This window comes from Acidovorax sp. FG48, from assembly GCF_057809085.1.
In genome coordinates, this window is the sequence record NZ_JBMDJH010000001.1 from 155,445 (window position 1) to 177,423 (window position 21,979).

The window sequence follows — 21,979 nt, forward strand, 5'->3', positions numbered from 1 at the left end:
CAGCACACCTCCATGGCAGCGGCGGTGCCGCGCCGAAACCGCCTCTCAGTCAACGCGGCCACAACGCCCACAGGCGCAGGTTCTGCTTGAGCCGACCTGCGATGTCGCCCGCCTCCGGTCCCCAGCCGGTGAAATAGTCCGCACGCACCGCACCGAGGATGGCGCTGCCCGTGTCCTGCGCCAGCACCAGGCGGTTGAGCTGCACCTGCGGGCCGGACGAGGCCAGCCACACAGGGGTGCCGTAGGGAATGCTCTGCCGGTCCACCGCAATCGATCGGCCCGGCGTCAAAGGCACACCCTGCGCACCACGCGGGCCAAAACCGGCGTCCAGCGGGTTCAGGGGTTCTTCGCGGAAGAACACGTAGCGGGGATTGCTCCACAGCAGCTCATTGGTGCGCTGAGGGTTGGCAGCCACCCAGGCGCGGATGCCGGGCCAGGTCGCATCGCGCGTCAGGCCCTGGTCCAGCAGCCAGCGGCCTACGCTCTGGTAAGGCTGGTCATTGGTGCCTGCGTAGGCCACCCGCACCAGCGAGACCGAACCATCGGGCTCGGTGATGCGCAGACGGCCCGAGCCCTGGATGTGCAGCACCATGGACTCGATGGGATCACGCAGCCACGCAATGGCCCGGCCCGCCAGCGCGGCCTGGGCCTCGGGCAGGGTATCGATCTGCTGACGCGTGTACCAGGGCTTGCGCGCCCCGAGGCTGGCGGGCACCCGGTAGATCGGCACCGTGAAGCCGTTGCCGGGCTGGCGGGCCGCATCCATCATGGGCTCGTAATACGCCGTCAGCAGGCCATCGGGATTGCCATCGGTGGCCTCGACGCGGTAGGGCTGCAGGCGCGCAATGAGCCAGGCGCGCTGCTCATCGGCCGTGGCAATGCTGAGTTGCCGCACCTCACTGCACAGCGCCGTGAAAGGCGGCTGCGGCCGCTCGCAGCTCTTGATCCACGCGTTCCAGGCTTCGTGCAGCGCATCTTCGGTGAAGCCCGGCAGTTCGGCCCAGCGCACCGGAACCCATCGGCTTTTGGGTTGCGCCATGGGCGGTGGCAGGGGGCCCGTGTCCCCCGGCAGGACCACCGCGCTGGGCGGCAGCGGCGCGGGAGTGCCCCCAGGCCGTGCGGGGACGGGGGCAGGGGGCGTGGAGCAGGCAGCCAGCGTTCCTACAATCAGCGCGGTCAATGCAACGCGCAGGAGTGTCAATTTCATGGGGCTGATTTTGCTTGAAGCGCTGCTGGCGCTGGTGGTCCTGGTGGCCATCGTGTGGTGGACCATGTTCTCGGGCCGCAAGGGGGGCGAACTCCGGGCTCCGCAGCCCTCGGACGACGACAAGCAGCCTCCCCCATCGCCTTGAGCCGCCGCTGAGCCCCCAGCGAGGACGGCCCCGTCCTACAAGCGATGGGCCAGCGGGCTGATGGTGCAAGCGCACCCTGGGCCCGACGATGGCGTGAGCCGGGTGATGACACCGCGCCGATGCGCGGAACAGGGCAAAACCCCGACAAGGCTGCGGGCGCGAAGCCCGCCCACCCGGCGTCACCGACCTTCAAGGAGCACACACATGCGCACACACATTCAACTTCTCGGCGCGGCCGCCGCCATCGTTCTCGTCACCGGATGTGCCAACATGGACGACACACAACGCCGCACGGCCACAGGCGCCGGCATCGGCGCCCTGGCGGGCGCGGTGATCGGCTCGGCCACTGGCGGCAGTGCCGGGACGGGCGCCGTGGTGGGTGCCGGGGTCGGGGCACTGGGCACCTACATCTGGTCTCAGAACATGGAGCGCCAGAAGCGCGAAATGGAACAAGCCACCCAAGGCACCGGCATCGCCGTGACGCAGACGGCGGACAACCAGCTCAAGCTCAATATCCCCAGCGATATTTCTTTTGCTGTGGGCCGTTCGGACATCCAGCCCAACTTCGCGCCGGTGCTGGACCAGTTTGCTGCCGGCCTGCGCAACAACCCCAACACCGACGTGCGCATCGTGGGGCACACGGACAGCACCGGCAGCGACGCCATCAACAACCCGCTGTCGATGGACCGCGCTGCGAGCACCCGCAACTACCTCACGGCGCGCGGAGTGGACGGCCGCCGCATCGTGATCGAAGGCATGGGCGAGCGCTACCCCATTGCCACCAACGACACTGCTGAAGGCCGTGCGCGCAACCGGCGGGTCGAGATTTTTGTGGGCGAGCGACCACGGGGTTGATCAGCCCGGTACCAAACCTCGCCAAAGGGACGGGCTCACTGCCCCGCACGCAGCAGGTTCGCCAGTTCCACGGCGGACTTGACCTGCATTTTGTCGAAAACCCGTGAGCGGTGAACCTCGACCGTGCGCACGCTGATATCGAGCTGGTCAGCGATGAGCTTGTTGGGAAGACCGGCGACCACCAGGTCCATCACGTCGCGCTCCCGCTCGGTCAGCTCGCTCAGCCGCACTTGCAGGTCGCTGCGCTCGCGCACCTGGGCCAGCCGCTCGGACGACTGGGCCAGCGCCTGTTCGATGCGGTCCACCAGGGCGTTGTCGGAGAACGGCTTCTCGCAAAAATCGAACGCACCCCGCTTGACGGTGTCCACGGCGGTGGGCACGTCCGCATGGCCGGTGAGAAAGATCACCGGCATGGTGGCCAAGTCACCGCGCGCGGCCAGCACGTCAAACAGTGCCAGCCCGCTCATGCCGGGCATGCGCACATCCAGCAGCAGGCAACAGGGCTGGCGCTGGGGCGGCCGCTTTTGCAGCATGGCATCGAAGGCCTCGGCCGAATCAAAAGACTCGCTGGGCAACCTGCGCGAGCGCAGCAGCCAGGCCAGCGCCTCGCGCACGCTGGCGTCATCGTCAACGATGTACACGGTGGCGTTGGTGATGGGCTCCATAAATCAGTTCAGTGGTCCATTGCAATATCTGTCACGCGCACACGATGAAACCGCCAGGGCTCGGCACAGGCTCATGCCATATACCTCAGGACGTGGCGCCATTGTTCACAGGCAGCGTGAAGGTAAATACCGTACCACGGGGTTCATTCGGCGCAAATCCGAGGAAACCGCCGTGTTGCTCGATGACGGTGCGGCACATGCTCAGCCCCAGGCCCATGCCTTCGGGGCGGGTGGTGAAAAACGGGGTGAACAGCTTTTCCGCGACTTCGGGAGGAATCCCGGTTCCCACGTCGGTGACGGCAAATTCAATCCAGCCATTGTGCGGGTTGGAGGCTGCACGCCGCACCCGGATATCCAGCACACGATTGCGCACACCAGGGTCATCCATGGCCTGCATGGCGTTGCGCGCCAGGTTCAGCAGCACCTGCTCCACCATGGTGCGGTCGCACAGCGCGGGCGCCAGGCCGGGCTCGATGGAGGTGTTCACGCGCACCCCCAGCTTGCGGGCCTGCAGACTCACCAATGGCAGGATGGCATCGAGCAATTGCTGCGCATGCACGGCCTCGCGGGCCTGGTCGCGGCGCCGCACAAAGTCGTGCACGCTCTTGATCACGCGGCCCGCGCGCTCGGCCTGGCGGGCGATCTGGCGCATGGCCATGCGCACATCCTCCAGGGCATCCTGCTCGGGGGAGGAAGCACCGGCAACAGCGCTGACACTGGCGGGCGCGGCATGTTCCAGCAGGTTGATGGAGCCGTTGGCGTAACTGGAGATGGCGGCCAGCGGCTGGTTGAGTTCGTGGCTGAGCAACGAGGCCATCTCGCCGACCGTGGCCAGCCGTGCCGTGGCCTGCAGACGCTCCTGCGAGGCGCGGGAAAGCTCCTCGACCCGGCGCTGCTCGCTGATGTCCAGGAACGCGCTCATCCACCCCGTGTGCTGGCCTTGGGCGTTGATGAGCGGCGCCTCGATGATCAGCACGGGAAACCGCGTGCCGTCCTTGCGCATGAACTCGGACTCAAACCCCTCGCGCGGCGGCATCGTGCCCGCAAAGCGGATGGCCTGACGCTGGCGGTATTCCTCCACACGCTCGGGCGGCCAGTAGGGGGCCGACATGCTCAGACCCAGCAGCTCCTGAGGGCTGAAGCCCACCATCTCGCAAAAGGCCGGGTTGACGTAGGTGATGCGCCCCTCCAGGTCGCGCGCGCGCAGCCCGGTCACCAGCGAGTCCTCCATCGCCTTGCGAAAGGCCAGCGCATCGGCCAGGTCGCGCTCGGCGCGCAGGCGGCGGCGGTTGTCGCGCACCAGCACCACCATCACCGTCACCAGCGCAATCGACATGGCCGTCACCAGGGCCGTCAGCACATTGGGGAACAGGCTGGGCGCGCTGTGCCAGCTGTCCATGCGCAGCACCAGCGTGCTGCCCGGCAAGTCCAGCAGGTGCTGCGCGGAAAACATGCGCGACCCCCGACGCGCCGCGCCCAGCACCGCCAGCCGGGTGCCGTCGGCCTCGGTGAAGGAGGCTTCCTGGCTGCGCGTGAGGTTGTGCCCCACCAGATTCGCCAGGATGTCCTGCAGCGCATAGGTCGCGACGAGATACCCCAGGGGGCGGCCGCTGGCCGACAGCGGAACACACAGCTCCATCATCTCCGAGCCCAGGCCGTCGCCATGGGGTTGGAAGTAGCTGCTGGAATACGCCGGCCCCCCAAGGCGACGCGCGTTGGCGCAGGCGATGGTGAGATCCGACTGGCCGCTGTCACGCAGCCGCATGTCCCAGGCCACCGGGCGGTACGGCGACTGCACGTGGGTGCGCATGCGCAGGTTGGCATCGCGCAACTCAATGCGCACCAGCTCGCGCCGGTTGCGCAGCAGGTCGGACGCCTCGACCTCCCAGGCGAGGTGGCTCGGGTTGTCACTGGGCAGCGCCTGCAGGCTTTGCAGGTTGTGCGTCAACGCCGTGCGGATGTCCGAGACTGCATCGGCCGTGTCGCGCTCCAGGCGCGTCTGCACCTGGCTGGCTTCGTAGCGCCCGGCCAGCCACACCATGGTGGCCAGCATGGACACCACGAGCAGCACCAGCGCGGTCCACAACGACCAGCGCCGCCAGGCGCCGCGCCAGCGTTGCAGCAGGGTGCGTTTGACGGGAGTGGGTTTCACAGCACGCGGTGGGTCAATGCGGGCAGCTGCGCGCGCACGGCACTCAGGCGCTGCACATCCAGCTCGCCGGCCACCACGCCAGCACCCTGATCGCGCTGCGCGAGGATGCTGCCCCAGGGGTCCACCAGCATGCTGTGGCCCCAGGTGTGGCGACCGTTGGCGTGCACCCCGCCTTGGGCGGGGGCCAGCACATAGGCCAGGTTTTCTACCGCGCGGGCACGCAGCAACACATCCCAGTGCGCCTGGCCCGTGGTGTGCGTGAAGGCGCTGGGCACCAGCAGCAGGTCGGCCCCCGCTCGGGCATGCGCGCGGTACAGCTCCGGAAAGCGCAGGTCGTAACACACGGACAACCCCACGCGCCAGCGCTGACCAATGCGGGCTTGCAAGTCAAACTGCACCGGGGTATCGCCAGCGTCGATGACCCGGCCTTCGTCGTACTGTTCAGCGCCGTTGCTGAAGCGAAAGAGATGGATCTTGTCGTAGCGCGCAACGCAGGTCCCCTTCGGGTCAAAGACCAGCGTGGTGTTCCGCACCCGGTCCGGCGCATCGGTGGCCATTGGCAGGGTGCCCCCCACAATCCATATCTGCAGCGCGCGTGCGGTGTCGGCCAGAAACTGCTGGATCACCCCGGCGCCTGAGGTCTCGCGCAAGGCGAGCTTGTCGGTGTCCTTGTATCCCATCAGACAAAAATACTCTGGCAACACCGCCAGCTCGGCGCCGCCCAGCGCAGCCTGCTCCAGCAGCTCACGCGCAACCCGCAGGTTGTCGTCCAGCGCGGTGCCAGACACCATCTGGATGGCAGCGACTTTCATGAAGGTTCTCCGGTCTTGGGGGGTGGGCTGGCGCGGGGCGCCGCTTCGGTGGCAGGGCTCGCTTCACGTGCGCGGCGCGCCACGCGCACCACCCGGGGATCGGTCCAGGTACCGTCGATGCGGAACTCCTGCGTGGCCGCCTCAATGAGCGGGCCACGCAAAAACACCTGGGCCAAAAAGCTGCCCAGGCCAATCACCGGGTTGATGGCCGTGGCCACGAGCGAGGCGGTCATGGCATTGATCTCGGGCACCACGACCACACGCAGGTCCTGCGTTTCCTGGTCGATGTTGGCGCTGCCTTCCATCAGTACGGCTGCGTTGACGCCCTTCATCTGCAGGTTGTTGGTGGTGGCCACGCCGCGCTCGATGCGCAAATCGCCCCGCACAAAATCGAATGCAAAACCTTCGCTGAACACATCGCGAAAATCGAGAGTCAGCCGGCGCGGCAGCGACTGCAAACTGAGCACGCCCAGCAGCTTGGCCAGCCCGGGGTCAGCCTTCAAAAACTGGCCGGACTCGACATTCAGGTTGATCTGCCCGGTCATGCTACGGTAGTCAGGGCTGAACGGTGCACCAATCCAGCCCACCTGCCCCTCCATGCGGCCCTTGCCGCGCCGCACCACGTTGGCCATGCCCAGGCGGGCCAGCAGGTCGCCCGAATCGCGGATATCGAGCTTGAAGCTCAGCACCGTACGCCGCTCTGCAGAGCGGGGGCCGGCCGCAGCGGCGTTGAGCACCGCCCAGTTGCCGCTGGCGGTGAATGCCGCCTCAGGCGCGGTGATGTTGAACTTGGACAGGCGCCACTCACGCAGCACGCCCTCACCGCCCCGGTTCTGGGCCTCCATCTCCACCCGCCCCAGCCGCTTGCCCCGCAGCTCAAAGTCGTCCACCACAATGTCCAGCGCGGGCAAGTTGCCCGGTTGCTCGTTGAGCAGCTCTTCGACCTGGGTCACATCGCTTTGCGGCATGTTCACCCGCGACAGGCGGGCAAACAAGCGGCCGTTGCTGAACTCGGGCGATCCGGGCTGGCGGTATTCCAGATAGCCATTGAGTTCGGTGGCATCAAGGTTGGCACGCCAGGTGGTGCCCTCGCGCAGCGCGCCAGCCACCACGTTGTGCAAGGTGCGGCCTTGCAGAGTAAGTTCCCGCGCACGCAGCGCCAGCGTGGTGGGCAGATAGTCCTGCGCCATGGCCTGCCCCGCCGGTGCGGCGGTCGCTCCAGCGCTGCGCGCGGTGGACTCGGCGGCAGTGGCCCGGGTGAGCACATCGTCCCACGCATCCACGTCCAGCTTGCCCTGGTTGATGTTGGCGGCCACACCTTGTGAAGGCATGGGGGCGAACTCGCCATTGCTCAGGCCCACACCGATGGCGCCGCGCAGCACGCGGGGCTGGGGGCCGCTCAGGTCGCGCACATAGGTGGCCGATCCGAGCGGCCCCAGGTCGAGCGTGATCTGGTCTCGCAGCGGTGGGGCATTGCTCCCGTTGCCGTTGTTGTTCGCCAAGCCCGCCAACGATTCGCGCGCCACCTGGTTGTCGAAGCGCAAGGGCAGGCTGCTGTCCGCAGCCTTGCCCAACGGGGGCGGCAAGGCCAAGGCCAGGCCCTGCAAGCTGGTGTTCACCTGCAGCTCAGGCACCCCGCGGCGAAACGACAGGGCCAGGGTGTACGGTGCGCTACCAGTGGCCCGCCGCGCCAGTTGCGACAACATGCCCAACTGCGGGGTTTGCTGCAGCCCCTCGGCCGTGGCGGTGCCCTGGGCACGGATCTGCACGGCCGACTCGGTGGCCGGGGCATTGGCCGCCAGCGCACGCATGCCGCCCTCCAGTCGCACGGGGCCGCCCAGCGCCTGGGCCTGCACATTGGACAGCGAAAACCCGGTCTCGCTGAACTGCACGGCGCCCCGCACGCGGGTGAGCGCAGGGGTGTCGGGGGTGATGCGCAGCTCGTTGCCCGCCAGCGTGACGCTGCCCTGCACCTTGGATTTGTTGATGTCGCTGATGGGCAGGCTCAACCGCAGCTGGAAGTCGGCGTTGCCCGTGCCGCTGGCCTGCTCCAGCGCATTGCCCGTCATGCGGCCCAGCGGCGAGGTGGTCATGAGCGTAAGCAGCTCGGCCAGCGGGCCGCGCGCATCGGCACTCACGCCGACCACGGTATGCGCCAAATCTGGAATGCGCGCCTCAACCTTGGACAGGCGCAAGCCCTTGCTGCCCGCAAAGCCGCCGCTAGCGCCGCGCACCTGCATGGACGAGCGTTCAAAAATCAGCTCGCCCCCCAGATCGGTCAGCGCAGGCCAGGGCAGGGTGCCTGCGGGTTGCAGCGCGGTGGGTACGTAGGCGTAGGTGACGTCCTTGACGCGCGCCGCAATGCGGAACTCGCCCTGCTTGGGGTCATTGAAGGGCAGGTCGTGCAAGTCCCCTTTGACCCGGAACTGCACATTGCTGGCGCTGCCAGCGACCACCGCATCGCGCACGTAATGGCGGGATTCGGCGGGAATCGACAGGGGCAGGTAGCGGTGCACGCGTGTGCCGTCAGCGCGGTGCAACGTGCCAGTGAGGTCCAGCACCCCCGGAAAACGCGACCGGTGGGGCGCCTTGGAGGGGTCGCTGGTATGCCAGGTGGCGCGGGCATCGCCCTGGGCATCGGCATTGGCAAACTGCACATCGTTGGCCTGCACGGCGATGCGGCCGCCGTCCACCTGCCAGCGCACATCGGCACTGAGCCGGTCGAGCGGCAGGACGGGCTCCTCAAAAACCCCCGGCAGCACCAGCGCCCCCGACGCCATGGTCAGCGCCGCCTTGCCCCCTGCCTGGGTCATGTCGATGTCCACATTAGCGCCCCGCAGGCCCAGGTGGGCGGGGGTCGCGCCATCAGTGGCACCGGCCAGCGCCAGCCCCTGGATGCGCCCCTTGACCTGGTACTGCTGCAGCGCATCCAGCGGCCCCTTCCAGGTGGCCTGGATCTCGTCCACCAGCCCCTGGGGCGTGTAGGTGCGCAAGGCGTCGTGGGCGGCCGCTCCCAGCGGCAGACGGCTGGCCACCTGCGCCAGGGCCGCCAGGTCCAGCCGGTCGGCCCGCAATTCGCCTTGCGCCGGGGCCTTGCCGTTGGCATCGGTGTGCACCAGCCGCAAGTTGCCGCCGGGCCAGGTCAGGCCGTCGTCGGTCTGGAACTGCAGCGCCTGCGTCGAGAATTCAAAGCCGCCGGTGAGCCGTCGCCCCCCCAGCCGGCCCTGGATGGACGGCAGAACCAGCGGGCGCAGATCGGCCGCCAGCGTGGTGTTCACATCGGCCAGCGTCAGGTCGGCCGTGCCGCCCACCACCTGCCCGCTGCGCACATCGGCCCAGGCCCGCAGCGCGCCCCGGCCTTGCGCCACCTCGATGCCCACATCGGCGTGGTGCCGCAGGTGCGACACATCGACCCGCGTGAAATGGGCAAACACCTGGCCGCTCCAGTGCTTCCAGTTGCCATCACGGGCGCGCAGCAGCGGCGCGCGAAACAGACCGACCAGACTGAAACGGTCGCCCCATTCCGGCGGCGGTGTGGCATCCACCCGAAGGTTGTGGTGCCAGTTGCCGTTGCGCAGAACCAGGTCCACCTTTTCCAGCGCCAGCTCGGGGGCGCCGCGCTGCTCATCGGTCCAGCGCACCGTGCCACCCTTGATATAGACCTCGCCCTGCGAGAACAACCAGTCGGCCGCCGCGCTGCTGTCGCCCTGGTTCTGGGCAAATTCCAGCCCCGCCACATAGATGCGCCCGTCGCTCGCGCGGCGCACATCCAGATCCGGGCCTTCGATGTAAAGCTGCTCAAAACCCCACTGCAACAACGAACGGGGCGACAGCGCCACCACCACCCGAGGCAGGCGCAACGCGGTGCGGCCCGAGGCATCCAGCAGCGCGACATCAGACAGCTCAATGGACGGGATCAACCCCTCGGTGCGGGCCACGATGGCGCCAATCTGCACGGGAACCCCCAATACCCGTGCGGCCTGCGCCTGCAACTGTGGGCGGAACTCACCGATTCGCGGCACAATCCAGCCATGAAGAGCCCCCCATGCGATGGTCAGCAGCAGCCAGAACGCGAGCAACAAGCCCAGCGACCACCGCGCAAAACCTGCAACTATTTTCAGCAGGCGTGAGGGGTGCGAGGTGGGATCGATCATGGTGAGATGGAAAGTGGCAGGAATTATGACCCGCAGCCCTGGCGTGGGTTCACTCGTGACCCGAGTGCCCAGTGAGCTTTTGTATGCCGTCGGGCCCGCACACCAGTACCCCGCTCCCCGTCCTACATCCGGCTGTGGCTGCCATGCATCCCTCTCTGTCTGACCCCCGCTGCCACCAGCCCCTGCCCGAGGGCCCCCTGGCCGAACATTCCCGCTTCTACCAGCGCCTGCACCGCCGCTACGCCAACGACCTTCCGCTGCTGCCCCCGGGCGTCCCTGTGCTGGCGACCATGGGCCAGGCCTACGACGCCCTGTGCGCACGCGGCTGCGATACGGGCACCGCGCTGCGCGTGCTGCGCCAGCTGGTCATGGAACGGCTGATCCAGCTGGACTGCGAGGCGCAGACACCCCTGGCCGACATCACCCGGGCCGTGACCGAACTGGCCGAACTGGCCCTGGACCGCGCCTGCCAGCAGGCGCGCCGCGAGCTGGACGAACGCCATGGCGCACCGCGCGGCCCGCAGGGCCAGCCCGTGCAGCTGTGGATCATCGGCATGGGCAAACTGGGCGCCCGCGAGCTCAACGTTTCCAGCGACATCGACCTCATCTATGTGTATGAGCACGATGGCGAAACCGCTGGCATGCCCGATGGCCGGGGCCGCATCTCCAACCACGAATACTTCGCGCGCGCCGTCAAGGCCATCTACAGCCTGGTGGGCGACACCACCGAGCATGGCTTTGTCTTCCGGGTGGACCTTGCCCTGCGGCCCAACGGCAACTCGGGCCCCGCATCGGTGTCCCTGGCCGCGCTGGAGGAATACCTGCAGGTGCAGGGCCGCGAATGGGAACGTTTTGCCTGGCTCAAGAGCCGTGTGGTGGCCCCGCGCGACTGCATTGGCCGCCCCGAGGTGCAAGCACTGCGCGGCGTGGTCCTGCCGTTTGTGTTCCGCCGCTACCTGGACTACAGCGTGTTCGACGCGCTGCGCTCGCTGCACAGCCAGATCCGGGACCATGCGTCCAAACGCAGCGCCGGGCACCCCGAGCGCGCCAACGACGTCAAGCTCTCGCGCGGAGGCATCCGCGAGATCGAATTCACCGTGCAGCTGCTGCAGGTGGTGCGCGGCGGGCAGTTCCCCGAGCTGCGCCGCCGCCCCACGCTCGATGCGCTGCAGCGCCTGGCCCACGCGGGCCTGATGCCCCAGGAAACCGCCGACGCGCTGGCCCGGGCCTATGTGTTCCTGCGCCGGGTGGAGCACCGCATCCAGTACCTGGATGACCAGCAGACCCACGTGCTGCCCACGCGCGACGACGATCTGGCCTGGATCGCCAGCACCCTGGGCTACAAGGACTGCTGCGCCTTCCTGCACGAGCTGGACGCACACCGCGAGCTGGTGGCCCAGGAGTTCGACACCCTGCTGGGTGGCAACGGCAAAAAACAATGCAGCGGCGGCGGCTGTGGCGGCCCCCGGGCAGCGGCACCGCCGCCCCCGGAACTGGAAGGCCTGCTGGAGCAGCTGCCACCGGGCTTTCGCGAGCGTGTGGCCGAGTGGCGCAACCACCCGCGCGTTGCCGGTCTGCGTGACGAAGCGCGCGCGCGCCTGTTCCGCCTGGTGCAGCGCACCGCCCAGTGGCTCAAGGAAGGACGCGTCACCGAAGAGGCGACCGTGCGCCTGGCCAACTGGCTGGAGCCGCTGCTGCGGCGCGAGAGCTATCTGGCGCTGTTGCTGGAGCGGCCGTCGGTGCACGAACAGCTGCTGCACCTGCTGGGCGCGGCCAAGTGGCCCGCGCGGTACCTGCTGCAGCACCCCGGTGTGATCGACGAGCTGGTGGGCGACTCACTGTTGTCCGAACGTTTTGTGGTGGCCGACTTTGAACGCGAGCTGGGCATGCGCCTGGCGTCGCTGCGCTCCACCGGCGAGGACGACGACGAAACCCTGCTCAACCTGCTGCGCCGTGCGCAGCATGCCGAGACCTTCCGCACCCTGGCGCGCGACGTGGAGCGCCGCATCACGGTGGAGCAGGTGGCCGACGACCTCAGCGCGCTGGCCGACAGCGTGCTGCGCATCACCAGCCAGTGGTGCTGGAGCCGCCTCAAGAACCGCCACCGCGACGAACCCCAGTTCGCCATCATTGGCTACGGCAAGCTGGGCGGCAAGGAGCTGGGCTACGGCAGCGACCTGGACATCGTCTTTGTGTTCGACGACGACGATGAGCGCGCCCCCGAGGTGTACGCGGCCTTTGTGCGCAAGCTCATCAACTGGCTGACCGTCAAGACGGGCGAGGGCGACCTGTACGAGATCGACACCGCCCTGCGGCCCAACGGCAACTCGGGCCTTCTGGTCACGAGCTTTGAGGCCTATGCCAACTACCAGCAGCAGCGCGGCAGCAACACCGCCTGGACCTGGGAACACCAGGCCATGACCCGTGCGCGCTTTGTGATGGGCAGCGAGGCCTTGCGCGAGCGCTTCGACGCCGTGCGCGAGGCCGTGATCACCTCCGCCCGCGACCCGTTGGCGTTGAAAGACGAGATCGTGACCATGCGCGAGCGGGTGCGCTCGGCCCACCCCACGCCCGCCGGCCGCTTCGATGTGAAGCACAGCCCGGGCGGCATGGTGGACGCCGAGTTTGCCGTGCAGTACCTGGTGCTGTCGCAGTCTGCCGCCCACCCCGAGTTGCGCGGCAACCTGGGCAACATTGCGCTGCTGCAGCGCGCCGAGCAAGTGGGCCTGCTACCTGCCGGTGTGGGCCACGCAGCCGCCGACGCGTACCGCGAACTGCGCCGGGTGCAGCACGTGGCGCGCCTGGACGAGGCGCCCACCCAGGTCACGCCCCCCGCACTGCAGACAGAGCGCGATGCCGTGCTGGCGCTGTGGACGGCGGTCTTCGGCTCTGCTGCCGCATCAGCCTGATCGGCGGGCGCACAGCGCAAGGGACGGCCGACTTCTGGAGGGGTCGCCTTCCCCTTCCACACCCTATATTCGGATGGTGCAAAACCTCCATCCGATCTGCCCAGCCCCCGCTCCAAACAGCCGCTCCGCACTGGCAGAGGCAAAGCCGAAACACCTCCGACATTTTCTGAAACAAAAATTTAATCAATCGTTTGATTAAATAGTGCTGTAATCCGGCTCCATGCCAGATTCAGCTTCCAGGTCGCCCCGGCCTTCCATGCCCCCACCACCGCCGACGGAAGGACCGCAGGCCCGTGCACGACTGCTGCACGCAGCGTTGCGCCTCTTTGCAGAAAACGGCTTTGCCAAGGCATCCATCCGCGACATTGCCCAGGCGGCGGGGGTCAACCCGGCCTCCATCAGCTACTACTTTGGCGACAAGAACGGGCTGTACCGCGCGGCGTTCACCGAACCCATGGGCAGTCCCATCGCCGTGGATGCCTGGCCGGACACCTTGCCTGCGTTCATCGAGCTGCTGATCCAGAGTTTCATGCAACCCCTGCACGAAGGCGATCTGGTCGAGCTGTGCATGCGCTTGCACTTTCGCGAAATGCTGGACCCGACCGGGCTGTGGCAGCAGGAGCTGGAGTGCGAGATCAAGCCCGCGCACGCCGCGCTCGTGGGTCTGCTGTGCAAGGAGTTCGGCCTGAAAACCGCCGATGACGACGTACACCGCCTGGCCATGGCCATCACCGCCCTGGCGCTGCAGTACTACGTGGGCCGCGACGTGGTGCAGGCGGTGCGCCCCGGACTCACCGCCACGCCACGGGGGCTGGCCGCCACCACATCACGGCTGGTGGACTTTGCCCAGTTCATGGTGGACGGAGAGCGCCAGCGCCGCGCTACGGCCCGCGCTGCCACCCCCGCCAAAAAAACCTCCTCTTCCCGTACCCCAGAGTGACTTGCACATGCGACTGATCTCACACAAACCCCTGTGGCTGGCGCTGGTCCTGCCACTCGTGGCCTGCTCCACCACCGCACCCCCAGCCCAGGTCGCAACACCCGTACCCATGGGCTGGCAGGCGCCCTTGCCGCACCAGGGCTCCCTCACGGACATGGCCCGCTGGTGGACCCAGCTGCAAGACCCGCTGCTGGTCGAGCTGATCGACGCCGCCCAGGCCGTGAGCCCGGGCATCGCGCAGGCACAGTCGCGCATTGCGCAGGCCCGCGCCACGCAGGTGGGCAGCCAGGCGGCGTTGTTGCCCGCGCTCGACGCACAGGCCAGCGCCAGCCGGGGCTTCAACGACCAGCTAGCCCGCGTGGCCACTACCTCGCAAGCCGGACTGCAGGCGAGCTGGGAGGTGGACCTGTTTGGCGCTAACCGCGCCGCCAAAACTGCGGCCGATGAGCGGCTGGCGGGCGCACAAGCCCTGTGGCACGAGGCGCGCGTGAGCGTGGCGGCCGAGGTGGCGCAGCAGACCAGCAGCATCCGCACCTGCCTGGCCCAGCAGCAGGTGGCCGAGCGCGACGCACAGTCCCGTGGTGAAACGTCCCGCCTGTCGCAGCTGAGTGAGCGCGCGGGCTTCACCGCGCCCGCCACGGCCGCACTGGCCCGTGCCAGCGCCGCCGATGCCCAGGCCCGCGCCTCGCAGCAGCGCATGCAATGCGATGTGGAGGTCAAGGCTCTGGTGGCGCTCACCGGCTGGGAAGAACCCACCCTGCGCACCCGGCTGGCCCAGCCGGTGGCTGCGGCCCCGGACACGCTGTTTACCGTGGACGCACTGCCCGCCCAGGTGCTGGCCCAGCGCCCCGACGTGTACAACGCCGAGCGCGAAGTGGCGGCCGCCAGCGCGGACGTCGCCAGCGCCCAGGCCCAGCGCTACCCACGTCTGACCCTCAGCGGCAGCGTGGGTGCAGCCCAGGTGCTCACGGGGGGCGTGACCACCGACCTGAACACCTGGACCATCGGCCCGCTGGCGCTCAGCGTGCCGATCTTTGACGGGGGCCGCCGCGCCGCGCAGACCGATGCGGCCCAGGCCCGCTACGACGAGGCCGCGTCGCAGTACCGCGCCAAGGTGCGCCAGGCCGTGAGCGAGGTCGAGCAAGCCCTGGTGCGCCTGCAAAGCACGGCCGAGCGCAGCGCCAGCGCGCGCACTGCCGCCGACGGCTACCGCGCATCGTTCGACGCGACCGAGGCGCGCTGGCGTGGCGGCCTGGCCAGTCTGGTGGAGCTGGAAGATGCCCGGCGCACAGCACTGGCCGCCGAGAACGCGCTGGTCGCGCTGCAACACGAGCGCCAGACCGCCTGGATTGCGCTGTACCGCGCCGCTGGCGGCGGCTGGAAGCTATGAGACACCCCCTGAGGCGCTTTGCGCCTCTCCTGCGCATCGCCGGTTTCAAGCGCAGTGGACGACGCCCAACACCATGCACAGCTGATATGAATTTTTCAGGACAGATGCACATGCAACACTCCTCCTTCTCCTTCAAGTTTTCCCCCACCGCCTTCGCCGTGATTACCGCCTGCGTGCTGGCCACGGGCGGTGCGCTGGTTTTCTCGGGTGCATCGCGTGCCGCCGATGAACCCAAGGCGGGCCAGCCCCGGCCTGCGCTCACCGTCAGCACGGCGCAACCGCAGCGCATGCAGGTGCCGCTGCGCCTGGCCGCCAACGGCAACATCGCGGCCTGGCAAGAGGCGAGCATTGGGGCCGAGAGCAACGGCCTGCGCCTGACCGACGTGCGCGTGAACGTGGGCGATTTGGTCAAGGCCGGGCAGGTGCTGGCCACCTTCTCGGCCGACACGGTGTTGGCCGATGTGGCCCAGAGCCGCGCCAGCCTGCTCGAAGCCCAGGCCAATGCGGCCGAGGCCGCCGCCAATGCCGATCGCGCCCGCTCGCTACAGGCCACGGGCGCACTCAGCCAGCAGCAGATCCAGCAGTTCACCACGGCCGAGCAAACCGCCCAGGCCCGCGTGGAAGCGTCCAAGGCCGCGCTGAACGCGCAGCAGCTGCGCCTCAAATACACGCAGGTGTTGGCGCCTGACAGCGGCGTGATCTCGGCCCGCACGGCCACCGTGGGCGCGGTGGTGGGGGCAGGCACGGAGCTGTTCCGCATGGTGCGCAAGGGCCGCCTGGAGTGGCGCGCCGAGGTCACGTCCACCGAGCTGCGGCGCATCCAGCCCGGCGCCAAGGTCAGCGTCACGGCTGCCAGCGGCGCCGCGGCCGAGGGCACCGTGCGCATGGTCGCGCCCACGGTGGACCCGCAAACGCGCAATGCGCTGGTCTACGTGGACCTGCCCGCCAACACCGACTTCCGCGCCGGGATGTTTGCGCGGGGCGAGTTCGCGCTGGGCAGCAGCGATGCGCTCACTGTGCCGCAGGAGGCGCTGGTGGTGCGCGACGGGTTCTCGTACGTGTTTGTGGTGGGCGGCGACCAGCGCGTGCAGATGCGCAAGGTCCAGACCGGCCGCCGCGTGGCCGACCGGGTCGAGGTGCTGTCGGGCCTGGACGCTGGAGCCTCCGTCGCTGTGCGCGGTGCGGGCTTTTTGAACGATGGCGACCTGGTGCGGGTGGCGGCCCCTGCAGCGGCGCCAGCGGCTGGCAAGCAGTCCTCCAGCCAGCATTTCATGCAAAAAGTGCCTGTAGCGCTGGTGGATCATGCGCAAGCAGCTATCAATTAAGGAGCATTCCACATGAATGTGTCCACCTGGTCCATCAAGAACCCCATACCGGCGCTGATGCTGTTTGTGCTGCTGACCTTCGGCGGCCTGCTGTCCTTCAACGCCATGAAGGTTCAAAATTTTCCCGACATCGACCTGCCCACGATCTCCGTCACGGTGGCGCTGCCGGGCGCCTCGCCCGCGCAGCTGGAGAACGACGTGGCGCGCAAGATCGAGAACAGCATCGCCACGCTGCAAGGCCTCAAGCACATCTACACCAAGGTGCAGGACGGCGGCGCCACCATCACCGCCGAGTTCCGGCTGGAGAAGCCCACGCAGGAGGCGCTGGACGATGTGCGCTCGGCCGTGGCCCGCGTGCGCGGCGACCTGCCGGGCGACGTGCGCGACCCCATCGTGACCAAGATGGACCTGGCTGCGCAGCCCGTGCTGGCCTTCACCATCGCGTCGGCACGCATGGACGATGAGGCGCTGTCCTGGTTTGTGGACGACGCCGTGGCCAAGAAGCTGCTCACCGTGCGTGGCGTGGGCGCCGTCAACCGCGTGGGCGGCGTGCAGCGCGAGGTGCATGTGGCGCTCGACCCGGTCAAGCTGCAGTCCCTGGGCGCCACGGCGGCCGATGTGTCGCGCCAGCTGCGGCTGGTGCAGACCGAGAGCGCCGGCGGCCGCACCGACCTGGGCGGCAGCGAGCAGCCGGTGCGCACGCTGGCCACGGTGCAGTCGGCGCAGGAGCTGGCGGGCCTGACGCTGGCCCTGTCGGACGGCCGCCATGTGCGGCTGGACCAGGTGGCCACGGTGACGGACACCATCGCCGAGCCCCGCGCGCTGGCCCTGCTCAACGGCAAGCCGGTGGTGGGCTTCGAGGTGGCCCGCAGCAAGGGCGCGAGCGAAGTCGAAGTGGGCGCTGCCGTACAGACGGCCCTGCAGGAGATGCGCGCGCAGCACCCGGACCTGGAAATCACCGAGGCCTTCAACTTCGTGCAGCCCGTGCAGGAGGAATACGACGGCTCCATGCACCTGCTGTACGAAGGCGCACTGCTGGCCGTGCTGGTGGTGTGGCTCTTCCTGCGCGACTGGCGCGCCACCTTCGTGTCGGCCGTGGCGCTGCCGCTGTCGGTGATCCCGGCGTTCATCGGCATGTACTGGCTGGGCTTCTCGATCAACGTGATCACGCTGCTGGCGCTGTCGCTGGTGGTGGGCATCCTGGTGGACGACGCCATCGTGGAAGTCGAGAACATCGTGCGCCACCTGCGCATGGGCAAGACGCCCTACCAGGCGGCCATGGAGGCGGCTGACGAGATCGGCCTGGCCGTGATCGCCACCACCTTCACGCTGATCGCGGTGTTTCTGCCCACGGCGTTCATGAGCGGCATAGCGGGCAAGTTCTTCAAGCAGTTTGGCTGGACGGCGTCGCTCGCGGTGTTTGCCAGCCTGGTGGTGGCGCGCCTGCTCACGCCCATGATGGCGGCCTACATACTGAAGCCCATCGTGGGTGACCACAAGGAGCCGCGCTGGATGACGGTGTACCTGCGCTGGGCCGCGTGGTGCATCAAGCACCGGTGGATGACCTTCATTGCCACGGCGGCCTTTTTCATCGGCTCGCTGGCGCTGATCCCGCTGCTGCCTACGGGCTTTATCCCGCCGGACGACAACTCGCAGACCCAGGTGTACCTGGAGCTGCCACCCGGCGCCACGCTGGCGCAGACACGTGCCGTGGCCGAAGACGCGCGCCAGCGCATCGCCAAGGTGGAGCATGTGCAAAGTGTGTACACCACCATCGGCGGCGGCTCGGCCGGCACTGACCCCTTCATGGGAGGTGCCAGCACCGAAACGCGCAAGGCCACGCTGACCATCCTGCTGTCCGAGCGCGGCGACCGGCCGCGCAAGCAGGGCATCGAGAACCAGATCCGCGCCGCGCTGGAGACGCTGCCCGGTGTGCGCAGCAAGGTGGGTCTGGGCGGCTCGGGCGAGAAGTACGTGCTGGTGCTCACGGGCGACGACCCGCAGGCGCTGACCACGGCCGCATTGGCGGTCGAGAAAGACCTGCGCACCATCCCCGGCCTGGGCAGCATCTCGTCCACCGCCAGCCTGGTGCGCTCCGAAATTGCCGTGCGCCCCGACTTTGCCCGCGCCGCCGACCTGGGCGTGACCAGCAGCGCGATTGCCGAAACGCTGCGCATTGCCACCGTGGGCGACTACGACGTGTCGCTGCCCAAGCTCAATCTGGCCGCACGCCAGGTGCCCATCGTCGTCAAGCTGCAGGACGACGCGCGCAAGGACCTGTCGCTGCTGGAACGCCTGCCGGTGCCCGGCGCCAAGGGCCCGGTGATGCTGGGCCAGGTGGCCACGCTGGAGTTCAGCGGCGGCCCGGCCGTGGTGGACCGCTACGACCGCGCGCGCAACGTGAACTTCGAGATCGAACTCTCGGGCCAGCCGCTGGGCGACGTGACCAAGGCGGTGGAAGCGCTGCCCTCCATCCAGAACCTGCCGGCCGGCGTGCGCCAGATCACCATTGGCGATGCCGAGATGATGGGCGAGCTGTTTGCCAGCTTCGGCCTGGCCATGCTCACCGGCGTGCTGTGCATCTACATCGTGCTGGTGCTGCTGTTCAAGGACTTCCTGCACCCGGTGACCATCCTGGCGGCGCTGCCGCTGTCGCTGGGTGGCGCGTTTGTGGGGCTGCTGATTGCGCAGAAGAGCTTCTCGATGCCCTCGCTCATCGGGCTGATCATGCTCATGGGCATTGCCACCAAGAACTCCATCCTGCTGGTGGAGTACGCGATTCTGGCGCGGCGCGAGCATGGCATGACGCGTTTTGAGGCGCTGATCGACGCCTGCCACAAGCGCGCACGGCCCATCATCATGACCACGCTGGCCATGGGTGCAGGCATGCTGCCCATCGCCATCGGCCTGGGGGCTGCGGACGCGAGCTTTCGCTCGCCCATGGCGGTGGCGGTGATTGGCGGGCTCATCACCTCGACGCTGCTGAGCCTCCTGGTGATTCCGGCGGTGTTCACCGGGGTGGACGACCTGGGACAGGGGTTCGGCCGGCTGGCCCGCCGCCTGCGCGGGGGGCGCCATGCCCCGGGCGCACCGGCGGCCCCCACAGCCACAGCCGCCGCCACGGCGCAACCAGCACCTCCCTCCGCCCCCTGACGCCGAATCTTGGCGCGCCCCCGGCGTGAGCCCAAAAAGCAGGGCAATCACGGGGGTCGCGCGGGCTTTGGCGGGAGGTAGCCGTCGGATAATGCAACGCGCACCATGAACCTCGTCAGCCTCAACATCGAATCCATCCAGCTGGGCCACCCCTTGCCTTTTGTGCTGCGGGGGGCGGATGGCGTGTTGCTGGCGCAAAAAGGCTATGTGATCCGCACCCGCGACGAGCTGGCCAAGCTGGTCGAACGGGGCCGCGAGCTGTGCGTGGATACCGACGAATCCGGCGGCAGCCACCGCGCCTACCTGGCGCAGCTGCAGCGCATGCTGATCGCCGACACCAACCTGGGCGAGATCGCCGCCATGAAGATGACGGCGGGCGAGCAGGCCGCCGCTGCAGCCGCCGCGCGTGCAGGCAAGACCCTGCCCGACTGGCCCGAGCTGCAGTTGCGCGCCACGCAGCTGCTGCGCGCTCCGTCGCCCAGCGACTTCGGCGGGCGCTTTCAGGCGCTGCACGACGAGCTGGCGCGCCATTGCGAACAAACCCCCGACGCCACCTTGCTGGGCCTGATTTACCTCTCGGCCCAGGAAACGCGCATGTACAGCGCCACCCACTCCATGCTGGTCAGCTGCGTGTGCATGGTGGTCGCCCGCGAGATGCTGCGCTGGCCCAGCAGCCGCGTGCAGCAACTGGGGCACGCGGCGCTGAGCATGAACATCGCCATGACCGAGCTGCAGGACCAGCTGGTGCTGCAGACCCAACCCCTCACCGCGACCCAGATCGCGGCCGTGGAAGACCACGCGGCGCGGTCCGAGGCGCTGCTGCGCCACCTGGGCGTGGCCGACCCGGTGTGGCTGGAGGCCGTGCGCTGCCACCACCACCGCACGCCCGGGCCGCTGTCCAAGAAGACCGAAGCCCAGCAGATGGCGCGCCTGCTGCAGCGTGCCGACATTTTTGGCGCCCGCCTGGCTCCCCGTGCGGCGCGGCTGCCCATGCCCGTCACCGCCGCCATGCAGGCCAGCTACTACGACGAAGAACACCAGGTGGACGAGGCCGGCGCCGCCCTCGTCAAAACGCTGGGGGTCTACCCCCCGGGTGCCTTTGTGCGCCTGGCCAGCCGTGAAGTGGGCGTGGTCATCCGCCGGGGCCCCACCGCCACCACCCCCCGTGTGGCCGTGGTGACCAACCGCGACGGCATGGCCACGGGCGAGCCCATCCCCCGCGACACGGGCATGCCGCCCTGGAAGGTCACCGGCGTGGTGGCGTTCAAGGACGTGCGCGTCAACCTGTCGCTGGACCGCCTGCTGCAGATGGTCTGACGCCTGGGAGGGCGCTGAAATCCCTCCCAGTTTCCGCGCGCCGCCGCTGTCTGCGGAGCGCTACGCCTCCCCTCTGATACGTGCATGGAGCGTCGCCCCATGCGTGGCTCCTGCCGTCCGTCACTGGGGCTGACGCTGTATCCCCTCCTTTCCCTGCTGGCCATGGGCTGGTGCTGGTGGCACTGCGCGGCCGCTTTTTGCCCCCCGCGTCCCGTTTCCTCCCGAAATCTGAATCCAAATGCGTGCGCGCCACGTAAACCATTCAGTACAAATAAAAACTCATGTGGACAAAAAATGATGAAATGGTTAAATTGGCTGCACTCACTGCCCAAAGTCCTATGAAACGCCTCACAAGACTCCTCTCGACCGCCGCCGCCCTGGGGGCCTGGCTGTTGCTGGCGCCCGCCGCCCAGGCGGCCGATGCGCCTGCCGGGTGCCCGGCCACGCTGCAGCACACCTTCCCGCGCCTGCAGGACGAAAAGCCCCAGTCGCTGTGCCAATACAGCGGCAAGGTGGTTCTGGTGGTCAACACGGCCAGCTTCTGTGGCTTTACCGGCCAGTACAAGGGGCTGGAAGAGCTGTATGCCCGCTACAAGGACAAGGGGCTGGTGGTGCTGGGCTTCCCGTCCAACGACTTTGCCCAGGAAAAAGGCAGCAACAAGGAAATCGCCGACTTCTGCGAAAACACCTTCGGGGTGAAATTTCCGATGTTTGCCAAGAGCAGCGTGAAAGGACCGGAGGCCTCGCCGCTGTACCAGCAGCTGGCCCAGCTGTCGGGCACGGCGCCCCGCTGGAACTTCCACAAGTACCTGCTGGGCCGCGACGGCAAGCTGGTGGACAACTACTCCAGCCTGACCGGGCCGGACAACAAGGGCCTGGTGCGTGCCATCGAACAGCAGCTCGCCCTGCCTACTCCCCGGTAAGCGCCATGACTTCTTTACATTTCTTGAAAAAA

Annotated in this window: 14 protein-coding genes; 9 read left to right on the forward strand and 5 right to left on the reverse strand. The window is 68.1% G+C overall.

Annotated elements, in window-relative coordinates:
• Positions 1-49: 49 nt before the first annotated feature.
• Complete coding sequence (gene mltA, locus ACODSU_RS00730; RefSeq protein ID WP_291441838.1) at positions 50-1,273, reverse strand: murein transglycosylase A; 1,224 nt, start codon at positions 1,271-1,273, stop codon at positions 50-52.
• On the opposite strand from mltA, the gene ACODSU_RS00735 reads away from it, so the two are divergent.
• Both ACODSU_RS00735 and ACODSU_RS00740 read left to right on the forward strand, forming a co-directional pair.
• Complete coding sequence (locus ACODSU_RS00735) at positions 1,206-1,352, forward strand: hypothetical protein (RefSeq protein ID WP_015016247.1); 147 nt, start codon at positions 1,206-1,208, stop codon at positions 1,350-1,352. The genes mltA and ACODSU_RS00735 overlap by 68 nt on opposite strands.
• 204 nt (positions 1,353-1,556) lie before the next feature.
• Positions 1,557-2,207, forward strand: coding sequence for a YiaD family glycine zipper/OmpA-like lipoprotein (locus ACODSU_RS00740; RefSeq protein ID WP_110960801.1), 651 nt, complete (start codon positions 1,557-1,559; stop codon positions 2,205-2,207).
• Between the two features lie 35 nt (positions 2,208-2,242).
• On the opposite strand, the gene ACODSU_RS00745 is transcribed toward ACODSU_RS00740, so the two are convergent.
• The 4 genes from ACODSU_RS00745 to ACODSU_RS00760 form a co-directional block, all read right to left on the reverse strand.
• Complete coding sequence (locus tag ACODSU_RS00745; protein ID WP_110960800.1) at positions 2,243-2,872, reverse strand: response regulator transcription factor; 630 nt, start codon at positions 2,870-2,872, stop codon at positions 2,243-2,245.
• Between the two features lie 85 nt (positions 2,873-2,957).
• Positions 2,958-5,042 (reverse strand): ATP-binding protein, encoded by a 2,085-nt coding sequence (locus ACODSU_RS00750; protein ID WP_060984530.1) that lies wholly within the window; start codon positions 5,040-5,042, stop codon positions 2,958-2,960.
• Complete coding sequence (locus ACODSU_RS00755) at positions 5,021-5,836, reverse strand: carbon-nitrogen hydrolase family protein (protein WP_488839333.1); 816 nt, start codon at positions 5,834-5,836, stop codon at positions 5,021-5,023. Before ACODSU_RS00755 ends, ACODSU_RS00750 begins: the two co-directional genes overlap by 22 nt.
• Positions 5,833-9,990 (reverse strand): YhdP family protein, encoded by a 4,158-nt coding sequence (locus tag ACODSU_RS00760; RefSeq protein WP_488839335.1) that lies wholly within the window; start codon positions 9,988-9,990, stop codon positions 5,833-5,835. Before ACODSU_RS00760 ends, ACODSU_RS00755 begins: the two co-directional genes overlap by 4 nt.
• 143 nt (positions 9,991-10,133) lie before the next feature.
• On the opposite strand from ACODSU_RS00760, the gene glnE reads away from it, so the two are divergent.
• The 7 genes from glnE to ACODSU_RS00795 all read left to right on the forward strand — a co-directional run bounded on the left by glnE (position 10,134) and on the right by ACODSU_RS00795 (position 21,947).
• Positions 10,134-12,899, forward strand: coding sequence for a bifunctional [glutamate--ammonia ligase]-adenylyl-L-tyrosine phosphorylase/[glutamate--ammonia-ligase] adenylyltransferase (gene glnE, locus ACODSU_RS00765; protein WP_488839337.1), 2,766 nt, complete (start codon positions 10,134-10,136; stop codon positions 12,897-12,899).
• Between the two features lie 256 nt (positions 12,900-13,155).
• The gene (locus tag ACODSU_RS00770; protein WP_488839339.1) at positions 13,156-13,839 is read left to right on the forward strand and encodes a CerR family C-terminal domain-containing protein; all 684 of its coding nucleotides are present in this window, start codon (positions 13,156-13,158) and stop codon (positions 13,837-13,839) included.
• 7 nt (positions 13,840-13,846) lie between these two features.
• On the forward strand, positions 13,847-15,229 hold the full coding sequence (locus ACODSU_RS00775; protein WP_488839341.1) for an efflux transporter outer membrane subunit: 1,383 nt from the start codon (positions 13,847-13,849) through the stop codon (positions 15,227-15,229).
• Positions 15,230-15,339: 110 nt separating this feature from the next.
• Positions 15,340-16,554, forward strand: coding sequence for an efflux RND transporter periplasmic adaptor subunit (locus ACODSU_RS00780; protein WP_488839343.1), 1,215 nt, complete (start codon positions 15,340-15,342; stop codon positions 16,552-16,554).
• A 12-nt stretch (positions 16,555-16,566) separates the two neighbouring features.
• Positions 16,567-19,707: an efflux RND transporter permease subunit gene (locus ACODSU_RS00785; protein WP_488839345.1), complete on the forward strand. Its 3,141-nt coding sequence runs from the start codon at positions 16,567-16,569 to the stop codon at positions 19,705-19,707.
• 105 nt (positions 19,708-19,812) lie between these two features.
• Positions 19,813-21,024: an HD-GYP domain-containing protein gene (locus ACODSU_RS00790; protein WP_488839347.1), complete on the forward strand. Its 1,212-nt coding sequence runs from the start codon at positions 19,813-19,815 to the stop codon at positions 21,022-21,024.
• Between the two features lie 338 nt (positions 21,025-21,362).
• Positions 21,363-21,947, forward strand: a complete 585-nt coding sequence (locus ACODSU_RS00795) for a glutathione peroxidase (RefSeq protein ID WP_295936783.1) — start codon at positions 21,363-21,365, stop codon at positions 21,945-21,947.
• The last annotated feature ends 32 nt before the right edge of the window (positions 21,948-21,979 follow it).